Source organism: Afipia dichlorophenoxyacetatis (genome assembly GCF_055386385.1).
Genome location: NZ_AP029250.1, coordinates 2,417,459 through 2,434,231, shown reverse-complemented (window position 1 = coordinate 2,434,231; position 16,773 = coordinate 2,417,459). Strand labels below are relative to the sequence as shown.

General features: G+C 58.8%; 15 protein-coding genes. 7 read left to right on the top strand and 8 right to left on the bottom strand.

The features are described from left to right. Positions 1 to 70: 70 nt before the first annotated feature. Both ACZ5C3_RS11345 and ACZ5C3_RS11340 read right to left on the bottom strand, forming a co-directional pair. Entirely contained in the window at positions 71 to 673 is a 603-nt protein-coding gene (locus ACZ5C3_RS11345) for a DUF1269 domain-containing protein (RefSeq protein ID WP_464037741.1), read from the bottom strand. A gap of 104 nt (positions 674 to 777) precedes the next feature. Next, complete coding sequence (locus ACZ5C3_RS11340; protein WP_464037739.1) at positions 778 to 1,260, bottom strand: DUF992 domain-containing protein; 483 nt, start codon at positions 1,258 to 1,260, stop codon at positions 778 to 780. A 1,167-nt stretch (positions 1,261 to 2,427) separates the two neighbouring features. Between ACZ5C3_RS11340 and ACZ5C3_RS11335 the strand changes: the two genes are divergently transcribed. Both ACZ5C3_RS11335 and ACZ5C3_RS11330 read left to right on the top strand, forming a co-directional pair. Continuing rightward, positions 2,428 to 4,029, top strand: a complete 1,602-nt coding sequence (locus ACZ5C3_RS11335) for a hypothetical protein (RefSeq protein WP_464037738.1) — start codon at positions 2,428 to 2,430, stop codon at positions 4,027 to 4,029. Between the two features lie 361 nt (positions 4,030 to 4,390). Continuing rightward, on the top strand, positions 4,391 to 5,449 hold the full coding sequence (locus ACZ5C3_RS11330; RefSeq protein WP_464037736.1) for a ketopantoate reductase family protein: 1,059 nt from the start codon (positions 4,391 to 4,393) through the stop codon (positions 5,447 to 5,449). 473 nt (positions 5,450 to 5,922) lie between these two features. Here the strand turns inward: ACZ5C3_RS11330 and ACZ5C3_RS11325 are convergent, their stop codons facing one another. Both ACZ5C3_RS11325 and ACZ5C3_RS11320 read right to left on the bottom strand, forming a co-directional pair. Further along, positions 5,923 to 6,897, bottom strand: coding sequence for an acyl-CoA desaturase (locus ACZ5C3_RS11325; RefSeq protein ID WP_464037734.1), 975 nt, complete (start codon positions 6,895 to 6,897; stop codon positions 5,923 to 5,925). A gap of 410 nt (positions 6,898 to 7,307) precedes the next feature. Beyond that, a complete protein-coding gene (locus tag ACZ5C3_RS11320; protein ID WP_464037732.1) occupies positions 7,308 to 7,643 on the bottom strand; it encodes a GIY-YIG nuclease family protein in 336 nt (111 codons plus the stop codon). A 126-nt stretch (positions 7,644 to 7,769) separates the two neighbouring features. Here ACZ5C3_RS11320 and ACZ5C3_RS11315 point away from each other — a divergent pair, with 126 nt between their 5' ends. Genes ACZ5C3_RS11315 through ACZ5C3_RS11305 form a run of 3 tightly spaced genes read left to right on the top strand, consistent with a single transcriptional unit; the run spans position 7,770 to position 9,423 of the window. Continuing rightward, positions 7,770 to 8,387: a DUF2239 family protein gene (locus ACZ5C3_RS11315; RefSeq protein ID WP_464037730.1), complete on the top strand. Its 618-nt coding sequence runs from the start codon at positions 7,770 to 7,772 to the stop codon at positions 8,385 to 8,387. Positions 8,388 to 8,440: 53 nt separating this feature from the next. Beyond that, positions 8,441 to 8,878, top strand: coding sequence for a DUF1330 domain-containing protein (locus ACZ5C3_RS11310; protein WP_464037729.1), 438 nt, complete (start codon positions 8,441 to 8,443; stop codon positions 8,876 to 8,878). Positions 8,879 to 8,880: 2 nt separating this feature from the next. Then, positions 8,881 to 9,423, top strand: a complete 543-nt coding sequence (locus ACZ5C3_RS11305) for an NADPH-dependent FMN reductase (RefSeq protein ID WP_464038318.1) — start codon at positions 8,881 to 8,883, stop codon at positions 9,421 to 9,423. Between the two features lie 15 nt (positions 9,424 to 9,438). Here ACZ5C3_RS11305 and ACZ5C3_RS11300 read toward each other — a convergent pair whose 3' ends face one another. Continuing rightward, positions 9,439 to 10,176: an MBL fold metallo-hydrolase gene (locus tag ACZ5C3_RS11300; RefSeq protein WP_464037727.1), complete on the bottom strand. Its 738-nt coding sequence runs from the start codon at positions 10,174 to 10,176 to the stop codon at positions 9,439 to 9,441. A 246-nt stretch (positions 10,177 to 10,422) separates the two neighbouring features. Between ACZ5C3_RS11300 and ACZ5C3_RS11295 the strand changes: the two genes are divergently transcribed. Then, positions 10,423 to 12,267 (top strand): CHASE3 domain-containing protein, encoded by a 1,845-nt coding sequence (locus ACZ5C3_RS11295; protein ID WP_464037725.1) that lies wholly within the window; start codon positions 10,423 to 10,425, stop codon positions 12,265 to 12,267. A gap of 748 nt (positions 12,268 to 13,015) precedes the next feature. Here the strand turns inward: ACZ5C3_RS11295 and ACZ5C3_RS11290 are convergent. Next, positions 13,016 to 13,273: a hypothetical protein gene (locus tag ACZ5C3_RS11290; RefSeq protein WP_464037723.1), complete on the bottom strand. Its 258-nt coding sequence runs from the start codon at positions 13,271 to 13,273 to the stop codon at positions 13,016 to 13,018. Positions 13,274 to 13,400: 127 nt separating this feature from the next. After that, complete coding sequence (locus ACZ5C3_RS11285; RefSeq protein WP_464037722.1) at positions 13,401 to 14,915, bottom strand: flavin monoamine oxidase family protein; 1,515 nt, start codon at positions 14,913 to 14,915, stop codon at positions 13,401 to 13,403. Between the two features lie 388 nt (positions 14,916 to 15,303). Between ACZ5C3_RS11285 and ACZ5C3_RS11280 the strand changes: the two genes are divergently transcribed. Beyond that, on the top strand, positions 15,304 to 16,059 hold the full coding sequence (locus tag ACZ5C3_RS11280) for a F0F1 ATP synthase subunit A (RefSeq protein WP_464037721.1): 756 nt from the start codon (positions 15,304 to 15,306) through the stop codon (positions 16,057 to 16,059). Here the strand turns inward: ACZ5C3_RS11280 and ACZ5C3_RS11275 are convergent. After that, positions 16,056 to 16,652 (bottom strand): peptide deformylase, encoded by a 597-nt coding sequence (locus ACZ5C3_RS11275; protein ID WP_464037720.1) that lies wholly within the window; start codon positions 16,650 to 16,652, stop codon positions 16,056 to 16,058. The two genes, ACZ5C3_RS11280 and ACZ5C3_RS11275, sit on opposite strands and share 4 nt — an antisense overlap. Positions 16,653 to 16,773: the final 121 nt, after the last annotated feature.

The following is a 16,773-nucleotide window of genomic DNA, read 5'->3' as shown; positions in this document are numbered from 1 at the left end:
CCGTGTTTTTGAAACCAGCGTCCCGGTCCGACCATTCTCGACCGGACCGGCGCTAACGATCAGGCATTCATCAAGCCCTTGCAGGCGCCCCGTTACCGACGTCAACACCGCCCTGACGTGCAGCCGCGGCCGCCCCCTCAACGCCAGCACTTGGACTCGGTGCTTGCGCGCGTTCGAGCGCCTCCTTCAATTTGTTTTCCTGCTCCGGAGACAACGACGAACGAATGAGATGCCCCTTGTATTGGTGCAGCTCCTTGAGGACCTTCTCCGGCTGCGCTTTGCGGATCAGGAGAAACAACGCAGATGAATCCGGCTTGATGGTCTCGCCGATCTGCTTGATGAAATCGTCATTAATTCCGAAATCCATCAAGCTGCCCGACAAAGCCCCGGATCCTGCTCCGATCAGGCCGCCCATGGCAAAGCCCGCGAGCGGATTGAGAAACAGCAGCCCAATCAGGCTTCCCAGCAATGCTCCGTTCAAACCACCCGCCGTCGCGCCAACCTGAACGAGATTGACGGACTGCTTGATCCGAACGGTGCCGTCCGCATTGCGAATGGCAACGACGGCATCCTCAAGATCGATCAGATACTCCTTCTGCAATCGAGTCAGATCGGTCAAAACCCGATCGGCATCCGTTTGATTGTCGAAACCAACGATGACGAGATCAGACATAGGACAGTCTCCTTGTTGAACGATTTCGCCCCACAATCGAAGTTGATCTTCCGGTACTCGCCTTACGATCCTTCCATTTCAACTTTGCTCAGCGCCTTTCCCCTTTAGCGCCTGCCTCTTGGCCCGAGCGTCAAGCTCGTAACGCCTGCGGCCAGATTGATGCCGACTTTACGCTCAATGGAGATCGGTTGCAGAGCAATGCTTCGTCTCGATCCTCCAATAAGAACATTGGCTCCAAGCCCCGGTCCGAGAGACACGCTCCCGCTAGCGCCGACATACGTTCCGCGCAAGGTTCCGGGGCCAACCCGTGAACTCCTTGCAAGGACAAGCCACGACAAAACGCCCGCTGACGTGGCGCCGATGTCGAGCCCGACACGCCTGATCCGTCCCTCGTAGATGTATCGATGACCCGTGGTCGCGTGGAATTCACAACGCAACGACTGAGTTGAGCCGACGACCAGTCCGACGCGCGCGCTGGAAAAACACAGCAACCGTCCTGCCCGCAGCAATTGCGCATCAGCCGGAGACGTGGTGACACATCCAAATGTCACCACACCCAAAGCGGCAAGCAGACTCGTTCCGCGCATTCCCACCTCCACGCTTCACTTAATCAGTTTGAAGCAGTTTGAGCGTGTTTAGCGCTTACGGGCAGAAGTCCCAGAATCCCTGTCTGCGAGTCCAATCCGTATAGTACCAGCAGAGACCTGGTGATGGGGGCCTTCCGGCCCAACTTGCGGCCGTGGCAGCAGCAACAAACCCGATCGCAGCACCAGCAGCTATCGCACCTCCCGGACGCCAGGAATAACGTCGCGGACGAGCCCAGGAACGATGCGCTACAGGCGGACGCGGACGCACGCCCGGACGATGTGCGCCGGGACGTCGCCCCGGACGATGTGCTGCTGGTGGCCGCCCCCCTGGGCGCCCCGCACCCGGACGACGGTTGCCTTGTCCACGCTGTGCACTGAAATCTGAAATTGTTTCAGAGACCGCCATTGGCGAAATCACTGCCGAAGCACTCGCTTGCGCGGGCGATGTCTGCAGAGCGAGATTGAGGGGATAAACGAGAGCGATAGAAAAAAGACAAGAGCTCAGGACTCGATGCATACGTAGCCTCCTGATCACAGTTTTCTTTTTTAGGTCTAGTGTCCCGAATCCAAAGTTCGCCTCATCGTGCAGCGCGCTCCTTAACGAACTTTGGATTCGAAAGGACACTAGCAATTCATGATTTCTAGTGTGGTTTAGGTTCAGAAGTTCGCTGGAAGGAAGCGCTGCAAAAATGGAGCGACCTTCTGAACCACCACACTAGAGCATCTCTCCGACAAACGTGTGTCAGGAACAATCGCCACGACGACACATCACAGCAGCGGGATCATAGCTGAGAAATGCGGCCTCCGTCACGAACTATATGCCGACGACAAGGCCCGAGGCGCGCCGCGTGCGTTCACAAATCCGAGGGGTGAATGCGCGACGATAAGTTGGCGTGACACGCGTCATCTCGAACTTGAATCAAACCACCGTTTGATATTCTGCCGCACGAACAAGATTCATTGTTTTGCAGACCGCTCCAGACGCACAGTTGTATGTGCATTGCGAAACAGATCAACGAACCAACGCTCCCCACTTTCTGAAAGCAGTCACCGCGATGTTACATCAGCGGCACATAGTTCGTGTCAGATTTGCACGACTTGCTCTCGCGCATGAGCACCTACGGATCTCAAAGAGGCTTTCACTCCAGCGAAGCCAAAGGAGGACTCATGGAACGTCGAACTTTACTAAAAGGCGGCGCAGCTGCGATCGCACTGGGCGGAGGAACGACTGCCAGCGTTCTATCGAATAGCGAAACGGCATTCGCCGATATCGATACGACCAAGCTCCCCGAATATATTGCCGGCGCACTCCAGCGCTTTCTCACCACCATCCCGAAGACTTTCGATCCGGAGTACGTTCGCCACGCCGTCATTCCCTTCTTCTTGACGAGCTTCTACGAAGGCGAGCGACCGACGCTGCCGATGATCGACGTCAATCTCACCAAGGAGAATGCTCTCCCCTTTGATTTCTGGGGCCTCATTTATAAGGACTGGCAACCGACGCCCAAAGAAGGCGTGACAGTCTTCCTGCAGGGGCTCGAGAAACGTGGCGAGAACAATCTCCGTAAGCGAATTTATTTCGCCGGGATGACGCCCGACCTTTACGCGCCAATGTACGCTCAAAAAGTCAAATCGTTTTTCGACAAATTGCTTGACGGTCAGTTCGCCAACAAGCCGTTCATGCGGCACTACCTGGACTACTATTTCGACCTGTATTGGGACCTCCATCTCGGGGTCAAGGGAGACGCCATCCCGGCAAAGGTGCGGGAGATCGGAGAAGCCTTCAACACGGTTCTGGCCTATCGCAACCCGTTGCTTCCGATCACCCACGACAATTACATGAAAGTCCGCGAACGGCTCGACTTCCTGAAGACGTGGATCGATGATCGACTCGGCGAGATACAAAACGGCCGGATGGCTCAGCCGGAGAAGACGATCGCCTACTACTGGCTGAAGAATGCCGGCGATGGTGCGCATTTCAGCAAGGCAGACGTCGTCTTCGAATGCTTCCACAATTTCGTCGCGCTGAGCCAATGGGGCAATACGATATTCGGGATCATGTCCCGCCTATCCGAAAATGCCGGCGACTCTGCAGTTCGTACCGCCTTCCAAAAGGTGATGAGCAGCGGCACTTACGACCACGCCAATGGCGCGCCCTATACACCATTGCAGATGTTCGTGATGGAATTGTTCCGAACCATCATGCCGAACACCGGCAGCATTTCCGCAATCCAAGGCAGCCGGGCGAGCTTCTACGGTGCGGATCCGCAGAAGTCGTTCAACCCGCGGCTCGAGTGGCACAGCTACATCGCCACGCCTCACACATCGACGAGCGTGGATCCGGTCCAATGGAATGATCCGCAGTCGTTCACTCCTGAGCGATACCTGAAGGTACCGACCAGTGCGGACATCACTGATGAGCACGTCCAGAAGATCGGACTCGCGCGTTGCCCATTCGAAGCCACGAATTTCAGCGTGAAGGATGGACGCAAGGTGGAGATCACGAACAGTGGCTTCGGCACCGTTTTCGGGGTTGTGGATGGCGTCAAGCATCCGGTCTGCGATCACGCCGGCTTCTCTCCGTTCGGCTTCGGCTATCGCAGATGCCCAGGCGAGCAACTCACGATCAGTGTTTTCGAGGATTTCCTGCGCAAGGTCTGGCAGGACAAGATCACGTTCCACAAGCTCAACGGATCGAACCCGGGGCAGGTCCCGATCGGTCCGCTCACGGTCATCCCCGACGATTTCGGATTCTCGCGAGCAACGTAACGCGCGACCGCTCACCGCTGCAGCGACCACGCCCGCTGCAGCGGTGACATCACAGACGCTTCCGCCATTTGCCCCATCCGCTGCGCGCGTCCTGAAGTCCCCTCATCGCTCACAAATCGCCGCAACAATTCCGCCAAGCGAAACGCAAGTGATTGAACGGCCAAGAAAACTCTTGCTCGCCGCCGTCAAAACTGGCTGATGCGCCCGGGGACTTAAGGCATCTGGAAATCCGGGACATATTGACACCGTTTTGAATCCTGAAACTTTTTGAAACTCATGGCCGCGTGGCACGTTAGATCGTGCCCGCAAGGGCGACACAATCAACTGAGCGCATCAAAGCGCGATCTGGAGACGAGGGAGCATGGCGCGCAACATTCTCATTCTTGGAGCCTCATACGGTTCTTTGCTGGCAACGAAGCTGCTGATGGCCGGTCACAACGTGACCTTGGTTTGCCGGCAGAAGACCGCCGATCTGATCAACCGTGACGGCACCGAGGTGCGCATCAAGCTGCGCGACGAGCCGAACCACCGCTCCATCTTCTCGCGCGACCTGCCCGGTAAACTCGACGCAGCGCCGCCGCAGAGTATCAACGTGTCGCGTTACGACATGGTCGGCCTTGCGATGCAGGAGCCGCAATACACCAACCACACCATCCGCACGCTGATGATCAAGATTGCCGCGGCCAACCTGCCGTGCCTGTCGATCATGAACATGCCGCCCCTGCCCTATCTCAAGCGCATCGGCAAGCTTGAGGGCATGGACCTCGAAGAGGCCTACACCAACGCTTCGGTGTGGGAGCGCTTCAAGCCGGGACTCGTGACACTCTGCTCGCCCGATCCGCAGGCTTTCCGTCCGCCGGAGGAAGGCGCGAACGTGCTTCATGTCGGCCTGCCAACGAATTTCAAGGCTGCCGCCTTCGCCGATGAAGCGCACAATAAAGTGCTGCGCGAACTCGAAGCGGACATCGATGCCGTGAAGCTCGACGGCCAGGACGTGCCGGTGAAGCTGAAAGTGTTCGACTCCCTGTTCGTGCCGCTGGCAAAGTGGTCGATGCTGCTCACCGGCAACTACCGCTGCATTACACCGGAAGATCCGGTGTCGATCCGCGACGCCGTGCACAAGGACATCAAGCTCTCGCAGTCGATCTACAATCACGTCGACGCAGTGGCGCAGAAGCTTGGCGCCGATCCGGCAGACCAAGTGCCGTTCGAAAAATATGCCAAGGCCGCCGAAAGCCTGCTCAAGCCATCGTCAGCCGCACGTGCGGTGGCCAGCGGTGCGCCCTTCATCGAGCGCGTCGACCTGTTGGTGAAACTGATCTCGCATCAGCTCGGCATGCCCAATGCCGAGATCGACCGCACGGTCGATACCGTGGATAACAAATTGCACGTCGCCGAAGGCGGCGGCGGCTCGGATTGAGGTGCTGTCGGTCTCAGACCGGCGAAACAAAAACCCCGCTTCGGCGGGGTTTTTCATTCTTGGCGTCAGCGCCAGGTTATGCGTTTATTTTAGCGCTTCACACGTTGGGCCGGTTTTCGGTTTGATATCGGTAGCGCCATCCTTTTCAGCAGCGCATGGCGTTGGATATTCCTTCCGCACTCCGTCCTTTGTTCCGCACGATATCACTTGCGAGCACATGTCTGTCGACGTTGCTTGTGCGAACCGGCTTACCGAATTGTCTCGTGACAGCGCCGGAACATTGCCAAGAACGGTCATCAATCCCACAACCAATATATATTGTGTTTTCATCTCGCTCTCCCTCACTTGAAATGTAAGTTCAACTACCGGGACCAAGGCACGGGTTTGCCCCTCCCACCATTGACCGAAAATCAGTGACCGTTGCGCCTTCTTGGAAAGCGACCTCCCCCCCACTAAAACGCCCTTTCGAAGGCTTACGGCTCGCGAAGTCCGTCCGGTCGAGACTGTTGACGCGCGCCGCCCGCGAAAATGTCGTGCACGAGCCCGAGCTTCCCAAGCCCAAGAATAATCAGGCCATTGATGTCGATCTCGTACCAGGCGTGCGAAAGGTAGGCGTCTCGCGGAAACCGATGATGATTGTTGTGCAGCCCTTCACCGAAGGTGAGGATCGTGGTCACCAACTCGTTGGTCGTGCCGTCGTTGGTCTCGAAACGGCGGTAACCGTAGCGACCGTCGCTGTGACAGACCGAGTTCACCAGCGAGGTGGCCATGGTCATGACGTAGCTGCGGAACAGGCCGGAGAATAATACGCAGCCGATCATCGCGTGCACGCCGCCAAACGCGTAGCCGATGGCGCCTGGAATCAACACCGCCGACATCGCGTACCAGAACCAGCGCGTTCTGGTGAAGAACATGGCAATCGGGTCGGCCAGAATATCCTTGGCGTAGTATGCGCCATCGGTGGTCGCGTGGTCCCACACCCAACCGCCTTGCGCATGCAACATCCCCTTGGCGAAACTGACAAAGCGGTTGCCGACGCCGTCATAGTAAGGGCTGTGAACATCGCCGGGCTGGTCGGCGTGAAGATGGTGCCGGCGATGATTGGAGACCCACTTGAGTATCGAGCCCTGCACCGCCATCGTGGCGATCGCGGCGAATAACGTCCGCATGACCGGACCGCAGCGGAAACTGCGGTGGACAAAGTAGCGATGCATGAAGCCGATGCCGACCGTGGACAGCGTAAACATGCCGAGGAATACCGAAATTTCCACCCAGCCGATGCCTTGCGTGAATGCCCAGACCAACGCTGCGATCGAACCTGCGATCAAAATGCCGAATACGGCATAGGATTCGCGAAGCTTGGCGTCGACCAATGGACCTTCCACGAGGACGCCAGGCGGCAGTCCCCCAACGCTTTCCTCCGGCACCGAGTTTTGAACTACGGTCATTTGAGATGATCCATTCATGGAAAATTAACTGCGACGCACCGTACAGACGCGGGTTATTTCGAGCAAGGACCCGCCCCTCCGCCGGGCGCAGAGCCGGGACCTAAAAAGACGCGGTCAGAGGGAAGCGTCTCGCCTGTCGGCGCGCGGAATTATCGTTATGCGATTCAATGATTTGTGGATGCGCTAAGGGACGCATTATATCCGGCGCCCTCAAGCAAAATCGTTGCTGCGGGATGTCGCAATCGAATTGTATGAAGCCTATGCGATAGTCTTATGAAGCATGGGGCGACACACGACGTCGCCAAACGGAGAGCGCGGATGGACACGCAACGCAGAGCCATTGCTGAGCGATGCCTGAATTCCGCCTATGACGGGAGCGTGGATTCACGTGGAGCATTTTCCGAAGTGATTCAGATCACCGCCGCGCCAAACTCCGCGCGCCAATGCGCGAGGCGTTCTTTGAGCAGCGCATCGCGGCAGTAAGCAAGATCATCATCTTCCAGTCGCTCGACCACATCGAACGTGAAGTGCTCGGCGCCGTGATCGTCCCACGCTTTCTGTAGCGCACGGTTCAGATTGCCTGCGACGCGCAGCGTGAACCACACGCGGTTTTGCACCGTGTCGAGATTGGGGCTTTGCCCGACCCAGATCTCACCCGTCGCCGTGCAGCGGACCGTGTAGATTCCGGCGGCGCTCTTGCGTTCCTTGTAAGCCGCGATCGCAGCCTTTCTCGCTTCACTCTTCATGGCTGCCTCGCCTGGGATTCCGGGAAACGCCCGGTGCTACGCGGCACAATATTATCCGGGTATTATTGACGCAATGATTTTTATCAGGGTATAAATCACCCAATCCAATCCTGCTCCGGTATTATAATGAGTGAAGTCCTCTCCCGGCCGTGCACCGCCTTTGAAGGCAGCCGGCTTTTGCTGTCCGGTCCTCTCGTCGAGGTCGCCCTCGCCGTCAAAGCCGCGATGGCGTGGGAGGCGGCCGATCCGATCCTCACCTTCGACGACGCAACTGGCCGCGTCATCGATCTCGATCTGCGCGGCTCGAAAGCCGAGATCATCGCGCGGCTGTCTGAGACTCCACACGCCGCGCCATCGTCATCCCCGCAGACCGACGCAGCCGACGATGCAACCGAGCCGAAAGAAGCGCGGGGGCGTGGCCGCCCGAAGCTCGGTGTGATCGGCCGCGAAGTCACGCTGTTGCCGCGGCAATGGGAATGGCTCGCGGCGCAGCCGGGCGGCGCGTCGGTCGCGCTTCGCAAGCTGATTGATGAAGCAAGACGCACCGGCGGCGCGGTTCAGAAAACGCGCGCGGCGCAGGAGCGCGCCTATCACTTCATGCTGGCCATCGGCGGCAACCTACCCGGCTATGAGGAAGCAACACGCGCCCTCTTTGCCAACGATCGCACGCGCCTTGAACAACACATCGCCGACTGGCCGAGCGACATCGCCGCGCACGCCATTCGCCTCGCTTATGACACTTAAGCATCACAGCATCGAAAGTTCACATCCGTGATAAAAGAGCCGAGTTCACATCCATGATAAAAGAGCCAATCGCTTATCTGCAGCCAACTGAAGCCAGCGGCCACGCCCTCATCCGGCGCGCGATCACAGGCGAAGTCGTGATGCTCAACCTGCTTCGCTTTCGCAACGTTGCGGATTATTCAGCGCATCCCTCGTTGAAGCCTGACAAACCGATCAGCGGCGCTGAGGCGTTTGACCGCTACATCGCACACTCGCTGCCTTATCTGCGCGAGAGCGGCGGCGAGCTGATGTTCATGGGCGATGGCGGTTCGTTTCTGATCGGTCCGGAGAGTGAGCACTGGGACCGCGCGATGCTCGTGCGCCAAAGCAGCGTATCGTCCTTCATGGCGTTTGCGAGCAGCGCAGCGTACCTCGCCGGGCTCGGCCATCGTGAAGCTGCAATTGAGGATTCACGACTGCTGCCGTTGGTGCCATCGTCGGAAGCGGTGTGAAGATGAGATTCTTAGGGATATCCGGCAGCGCCCGCCGCCTTTCAACGAATACGCACTTGCTTCACGCGATGAGCCGAGTGGCGCCCACCGGCATTGATTTCCGGGTTTTAGATCAGATCGGCGATCTGCCGGTGTTTTCTCCCGACCTTGAAGGTGAACTCACCCCACCCAAGGTTCTGGAGTTCATCGAAGCTATCGACGAGAGCGATGGCCTGATCATTTCGAGCCCCGAATATGTCAGGACCGTGCCAGGTGGCCTGAAGAACGCGATCGATTGGCTTGTCTCCCGAGAGGCCATTGTTGCCAAGCCGATCGTCCTTACGCACGCGTCCCACCGTGGAGATGATATGCTGGCAACGCTGCGAACGGTTTTGTCGACCATCACCGCGAACTTCAATGCCGATATTTTCTTGCGGCTTCCGGTGATGAAAGAAGCTCCGGATTCGATCGCTGCGGTCGTGGAGCTTGCAGATCATCGCCAGCAGGTAGAAGACTATTTACTTGCGTTCGCTGAATTTTGCCGCCGGTGCCCTCGCCTGATCTAGCGCGGACAATCCGCGCTACAGCTCGATCTCCATACCGTCGAACGCGGTGGTCTCGGGAATATCGTCCGAGATCTTCAGCATCTCCTCGGACATGTGCGTGAGCACCACTTGCTTTGCGGAGATGCGCGGCAGCTTCTCGCGCAGCGTCTGCAGATCGAGATGATAGCGATGGCGCGGGCTCGGCCAGAAGCATTCACAAATGAATAGATCGGCCTCGTTGCCGACATCGATCAGCGCGTCCGTCCACTCGGTGTCCCCCGTATAGCTGATGACGCGGCCATCGCAGGTCACACGCAACGACAGCGTCGGCGTGCCGCTCGGATGCACAGCCTCGAACGCCGTGACTGAAAGCCCGTCATCAAGCCTCGTCGCAACGCCGACCTCAAGCTCGACGATCGTCACCGGAAATTTGGTGCCGTGGGCAACCGCGCCGGGAAAGGCAGCCTCCAGGGATTCATCGATCCGTTTGCCGATACCGACCGGCCCTGCAATGGTCAGCAGGCGATCCCGCTGATGTACGAGGCGTAGTGCGCGCAGCATGAACGCCAGCCCGCCGAAGTGATCGCCATGACCATGCGAGATGATGACGGTATCGATCGAATTCGGATGAATACCAAAATGCCCCATGGCCACGAGGCTCGACGCGCCGCAATCGATCAACAAACCGCCTGATGCTCGCGCGATATGGAAGCAGGTGTTGAAACGTCCACCGGAGCCGAACGCATCACCGCTGCCGAGAAACTTGAATTTCATACGAACTGGTCCTTGGGGCTGAGTATTCTTTAGTTCGTTCCGCGAAGGCTGGTAAGACAAACGGTCGGTCCTTTTTATCCCCACTCGACCCGTAGCCCAAGGCGGTTCCCTGCCCCACGTCCGCGCCGATCGAGCCGCCCAGCGCCGGCTAGTCTCTCGTCTTATTGGCCGAACGCCGGATTTACGGTACTTAAGCCTTCCCTCCCGGTGAGCCGACGGTCGGCTGCCGAACGCTTGATGGCGCAAATGCTGAAATCAGAAGGGCTGCACCGGTCGTTGCTGCCGCTGTTTGCCGGATTTTTCCTGCTCCTGGTCACCGCAGCAAGCGTCATCTGGCTCTCGGTTCAGCAGCGCACCACGGCGGAACTGGTCCGCCATACGCTTGAGGTCGAAAACAAGCTCAATCAGGTGCTCAGCCTTGCGACCGACGCCGAGACCGGCCAGCGCGGCTTTCTGCTGACGGCCAAGGACACCTACCTCGAACCTTACGAGACCGCGAAGGCCCAGCTGCTTAGCCAGGTCGACGTTCTCAGAGAACAGACCGCGGACAGCCCCACGCAGCAAGCGCGGGCGAAGCAGCTCAAGCCGCTGGCTGGATCGAAACTCGCCGAGCTTGAACGGGCTATCACATTGCGCGCTACGGGCCATGGCGACGAAGCGCTTGCGCTGGTCAACGGCGACAGCGGTAAGGCGATCATGGATCATATGCGCGCCATCATCGCCGAGATGCGGCTGGAAAATCAAAGAGCGCTGCGTGACCGCTCGGCCCGTGCCGACACACTCAACGAGCTTGCGCTGGGTGGCCTTGTTGGCACGGCGCTGCTGCTCGTCGGCGTCGCGTTCGTCGCGCTGCGCGACGCACGGCGACGGCTCTTGTCGCTCGAAACTGCGAACGCCCGCCTGCAGGGTGAAATACAAGAGCGCTCCGCCGCGCAAAGCCAGGTGCGCCAATTGCAGAAGATGGAAGCCGTCGGCCAGCTTACCGGCGGCATTGCCCATGACTTCAACAACATGCTTGCCGTGGTCATTGGCTCCCTCGACGTAGCGCGCCGCCGTTTAACTGGGGCCGAGCATCCGAATATCTTGAAGTGTATCGACAATGCCAGCGAAGGCGCGGCCCGCGCTGCGGTGCTCACCGCACGGTTGCTCGCGTTCTCACGCCAGCAGCCTCTCGAACCACGCGTGGTGGATGCGAATAAACTCGTCAGTGGCATGTCGGAGCTGCTTCGTCGCACGCTCGGCGAAACAATCAATGTCGAGACGGTGCTGGCGGGCGGTCTATGGCGCACCCATGCCGATCCGGCGCAAGTTGAAAGCGCCCTCGTCAATCTTGCCGTCAATTCGCGCGACGCCATGGCGAACGGCGGTCGTTTGACGATAGAGACAGCGAATACGGACCTCGATGATCGCTACGCGGCCTCCCACACCGAGGTGGTGCCCGGCCAATATGTGATGATCTCCGTGACAGACACTGGCGAAGGCATGCCGCTGGACGTGATCGAACGCGCGTTCGATCCGTTCTACACCACAAAGCAGGTTGGTAAGGGAACGGGTCTTGGGCTGAGCCAGGTGTTCGGTTTCGTCAAGCAGTCCGCCGGCCATGTTAAAATCTATTCAGAAGTCGGCCACGGCACCACCGTCAAACTCTATCTTCCGCGCTATAGCGGCGATCAAGCAGCCGACATCGAAACCACGAAGAAAGCAGCTGAATTGCCGATCGGACAAATCGAGGACATCATCCTCGTGGTCGAGGACGAGGCGCGTGTCCGCCAGGTGTCAGTCGACGCGCTCCGTGAGCTGGGATATTCCGTTCTGCAAGCCGCCTCTCCATCGGAGGCATTGCAACAGCAGAAGGATCATCCCGACATCAAGCTGTTGTTCACCGACATCGTGATGCCCGAGATGAGCGGCCGGCAGCTCGCGGACAAAATTCTTGAAGCGCAACCGCACATCAAGGTGCTCTACACCACGGGGTATACGCGCAATGCCGTCGTCCATAACGGCGTGATCGATCCGGGCACATTCTTCCTGCCGAAGCCATTCACGATCGAGCAGCTCGCGCTGAAGGTCCGGCAGGTGCTGGATAGTTGAGGGTTTGCTAGGGGGGATCAACCATTGCCCACCTCGCCGAATGCAACTGTGTGCTAGCAGCGGAAAGAGGCGCAGCCAGAAAAACGCTGTGGTTGAAATTGCGATTGGTTCCGCACTGCTGCCGCCATATCGCGAGGTTGCGTTTCCGTGCTACAGTCAAGCATCAGGCACGTCCGGGGAAGCCTCAAAGCGGGGCAACATCTCTTTAGCGAAATCGCTCAGGCAGAATCGCAAAGGCAAAATCGCACAAGGAGGCTTGATATGTTGCGTTCAAAGCTGACGCCTATCGCTCTGATGATGCTCCTCGCGATGGGCTTTGTTTTTTACCCTCAAGACTCGGCGGATGCTGCCAAGTATTGCGCGAAGTTAAGAGGGACATCAGCTATGGCACAGCCTGACTGCTCGTTCTCGACACTGGATGCGTGTCGCGCCCGCGTCAGGCATCGCGGCGGCGGGCACTGCTACAAAGCAACGCGCTAGTACCCGCTTTCCGAAGTTCGTAACACGTCGCAGCACCCGCTTTGCGAACTTCGGAAAGCAAAGGGTACTAGCAACCTATGATTCTAGTACCGCTATCGATTTGAAGTCCCTGGACGAGATCGCCGCAACTGATACAGGGACTTCAAATCGGCGGTACTAGATGCGGATGCACCACGCATCCTGAGTCCACCTGCCGGCGATAAGGCATTGAACGTGGAGCGCGCGCGCCTCAACTTGCGCGCTTAACTGATCGGCGCCGCAGTGCCCATTATGGACCGCCATACTTGGATGGATCGTCATAGGAAACAGGCGGGTCGTGGTCGGTCCGAAAACCACCAGGAGCGGAGTCGTCGCGGTAGACACGCACACCGCCTGGAGAGACGTAGGCTGGACTGGCGTAGCCTGGCATCACTGCCTGGCTGGGACGAACGATGACATGCCGGGATTTGCCTTGACGTGCTCTTGTAGCAGCGTCGGCAAAGGCACAGAAAGCAATCAAAAGACAAAGTGCCAAGGCGAAACGCATTGCATGTCTCCCATCAGTTCGCCCCGTCCCTACATGGTGCTTGGTCCGCGCCATCACATCCGGTCACGGCCTCTCCACCAAAAAAATCTGAGTGATCGAGACCATCCTGGCGATGCCAAGCAGCGGGTCAGCTTGCGGGGACGCGTGTCATCGCGCCGACCACGGCCTCCGCAGTCTCCAGCGCTCCCTCCACCCATCCCTGATTGGTCGACCACGCCTCGCCGACGATGTGCAGTGCTGTTCCGGGTACCGGCGCCGCGATGGTCTTCATGACGTCCCAGCTTTTCACGCCCTGCTTCCAGGTATGCCAGGCGCCACCGTATGGATCGTCTTCCCAGTTCATGAAGCCGACTGACAGCGGCGCCGGCATGGGCTGATCGAGCCCGTGCACGATAGCGATCTGGCGGCGGACTTCTGTCGCCACGGGGCCTTCAGGATCGAGCAGGCCGAATCCGCTGGCGCCCGGCTGCTCCAGGCGCCGCAAGCCAACCCAGTAATCGAGCTGCGGACGATCGAAATAACCCATGGTCAGGTAACCTGTCGCATCTGTCCGCCGGTCAGGCTCGGTGCCGAAATAATAGATCTGCCGGATCGGCAGGTCCGTCGTCGCCTTTCCGCCGGTCAGACCGAGCGGACGCCACCAGGGCTGCTCGTGGGCGAGAAAGACCTTGCCAAACGGGCGTGGTGTCACGTTGGCGAGCAGAGCGGCGATGCGAGGTTCTTTCAACGGTGCACAGTCGTCGATGAGTTCGATTGAGCGTGGCGGCAGCGCAAGGACAACACGACGCGCACGAACGGTACGCGGTCCATCAGGCGTTACGAAGACGAGTTCTTGCAGGCCATCGCTTGTCTGGGCCGGGCCGCGCAATGACACCAACCGATGCCGACGATGAACTGTGCTGCCGCCGCGCAAGACGGCCATCGCAAGAGCGTCCGGCAAGGCCTGCATGCCGTCTCCCAGAGTTTTCTCCATCGGGCTGTTGATATACTCGACAACCAGCGACAATGCGTCGGCGGCATTCCAGTTGCGCACGACCGAACTATAGCCAATCCCCATTTCGATGAACTGCAGCGCCTCGTCCGAGAGGAAGCGGCTAAGCAGATTGGCGAAGCCCCAGTTGATCAATGGAAGGCCGTCGAGAGTGAGCTGTTCTTTGGTCTTCGCCCACTCATCGGGCTCCAAATGTTTCACGACGGGCATGACCTGCTGGACGGCTTTGGCAATCAACTCGAACGGATCGAGATCAAGCTCATCCGCGCGCAGCCCGTAGGGGATGGATTGCTTCCTCGCCATGTCGCCGGCACGCCACCGCTTGCCGCGAGAATAGAAGATGTTCTCCATGCCACCCGCCGGAAACTCGCGAACCTTGAGACCGAGTTTTGCCGCGACGGAGGTGATGAGCGCGTGGCTGGAGAGAAATCGCATCCCGCCAAACTCCGCGGCGATCCCTATGGTCCCCGGCATATTCATGCTGAAGAGACGACCGCCGACACGCGCGGAGGCTTCGAACACCGAAATTCCGCCGGGAGGCTCGCCGCAATCGAGCAGGCGCCACGCGGTGTAGAGACCACCAATGCCGGCACCGACGATAGCTGTATCCAAGGAGTCACCGGTGGATCGACGTGGATTATCGCCGTGCATGGGGGGCACTCCTCGAAGCCGAACGATGACGCCGCCGCACCACCCCCTGAGAAAGAGTGAGCGAACGATCAGGAATGAAGGAAGTCCTCCTCCGTCATGACGACAATATTTCGAAGCTTCGAAACTCGGTTACGGCTGTAGCACCGCATGGCCGCGTTGGACGAACGTCCAATCCGGTCAAAGCGTTGCCGCTGTCTGCTCATTGGTGAGGTTACCCGTGTTGAGCGTCGTATTTCGCGCGAGGAGAACGACACTGCATGTCGGCACCATGGGAACCCGACTGACATAGATCAACATACGACACGCGAGTCCAATGCAACTCTGACAGGTCGCGAGAGTTGACCAGGATGGCGCGAGTATACCGGCCCATGAACGAGGAGCCGCGTGCATGACCCTTGATCCGATCCACCAGTTCAACATCAACAATATCTTCACGATCGGCCAGATCGGCGGTCACACGATCGCCTTCACCAATTCCTCGGCCTACATGCTGCTCACGGTTGCCGTGATTTCCCTGCTGGCGGTTTGGGGCTTGAAAGGCCAGCAACTGGTTCCCGGCCGTTTCCAGTCAGCGGCGGAATTAAGCTATGTGTTCGTAGCCGACATGATCCGCTCGACCGCCGGCGAAGACGGCATGAAGTTCTTCGCGCTGGTCTATTCGATCTTCATGTTCATTCTGGTGTCGAACGTGATCGGCATTTTTCCCTACGCCTTCACGGTTGCAAGCCATATCGTCGTCACAGCGGCGTTCGCGCTGCTCGTGTTCTCGACGGTGCTGATCTATGGCTTCTACAAGAACGGGCTGAAGTTCTTTAAGCTGTTCGTTCCGCAGGGCATGCCGTTCTATATCCTGCCGCTCGTCGTCACCATCGAGATCATTTCCTTCCTGTCACGGCCGGTGTCCCATAGCGTACGTCTGTTCGCCAACATGCTGGCCGGCCATGTCGCGCTGAAGGTGTTCGCGGGATTCGTTGCCATGCTCGGTGCTTCGCTCGGTGCAATCGGCTGGATCGGCGGCGTGCTGCCGCTGGCAATGACCGTTGGGCTGACCGCGCTCGAATTACTGGTGGCCTTCCTGCAGGCCTACGTGTTTGCGATCCTGACCTGCATTTATCTCAGCGATGCGATTCATCCGGGGCATTAACGCCCGCTCACACCAAGCTTTGCGAGAAGCTCGGCATCGACCCCGTCCCCGAACGGCTCAGTTGATGCGAGCGTGTGCGGCAACATCCGATCGGTCAGCAGCAGACCGTCGAGATGATCGATCTCATGCTGGAAGATGCGGGCCGGCCAGCCTTCGAGCGACCATCGCTTGCGCTCGCCCTTTGCTGTGTAGCCCTCCGCCTCGATCGCCCAGAAACGCGGGATGTCGGCCCTGAAACCTGGGATACTCAAGCAGCCTTCCGGCTCGATCGCGATGCGCGGCGATGTGGCGCGCCATGTGGGATTGATCACCGCTTCGAACGGAAACGGATGGCGATGACGGTCACGCCGCTGTTCCGCGCTGAGATGCTGCATGCGGTCTTCAGTGTCTTCGATGACGAAGAGACGGAGCGGCACAGCGATCTGTGGCGCAGCAAGACCAACCCCCTTGCCGTTCAGCGTCATGCGCATGACGTCGATCAACTCATTGAGAGCCGGTGATCCGAACAGCTCGGGTGCCACCAATCGCGTGCCCTCGCGAAGCACGGGATGACCGATCTTGACGATTTCCGCCGGGTGCAGTGCGCTGTTCATTGTCATGTGATCCAGATTTACTCTCACTCGAAGGTGAAATGGGTCACGGGTGCCCGATTATCCAAGTCCCCCCATAGATAACCGATTTGCGGACAGTGGCAATCCACGCCGAGACGACGGC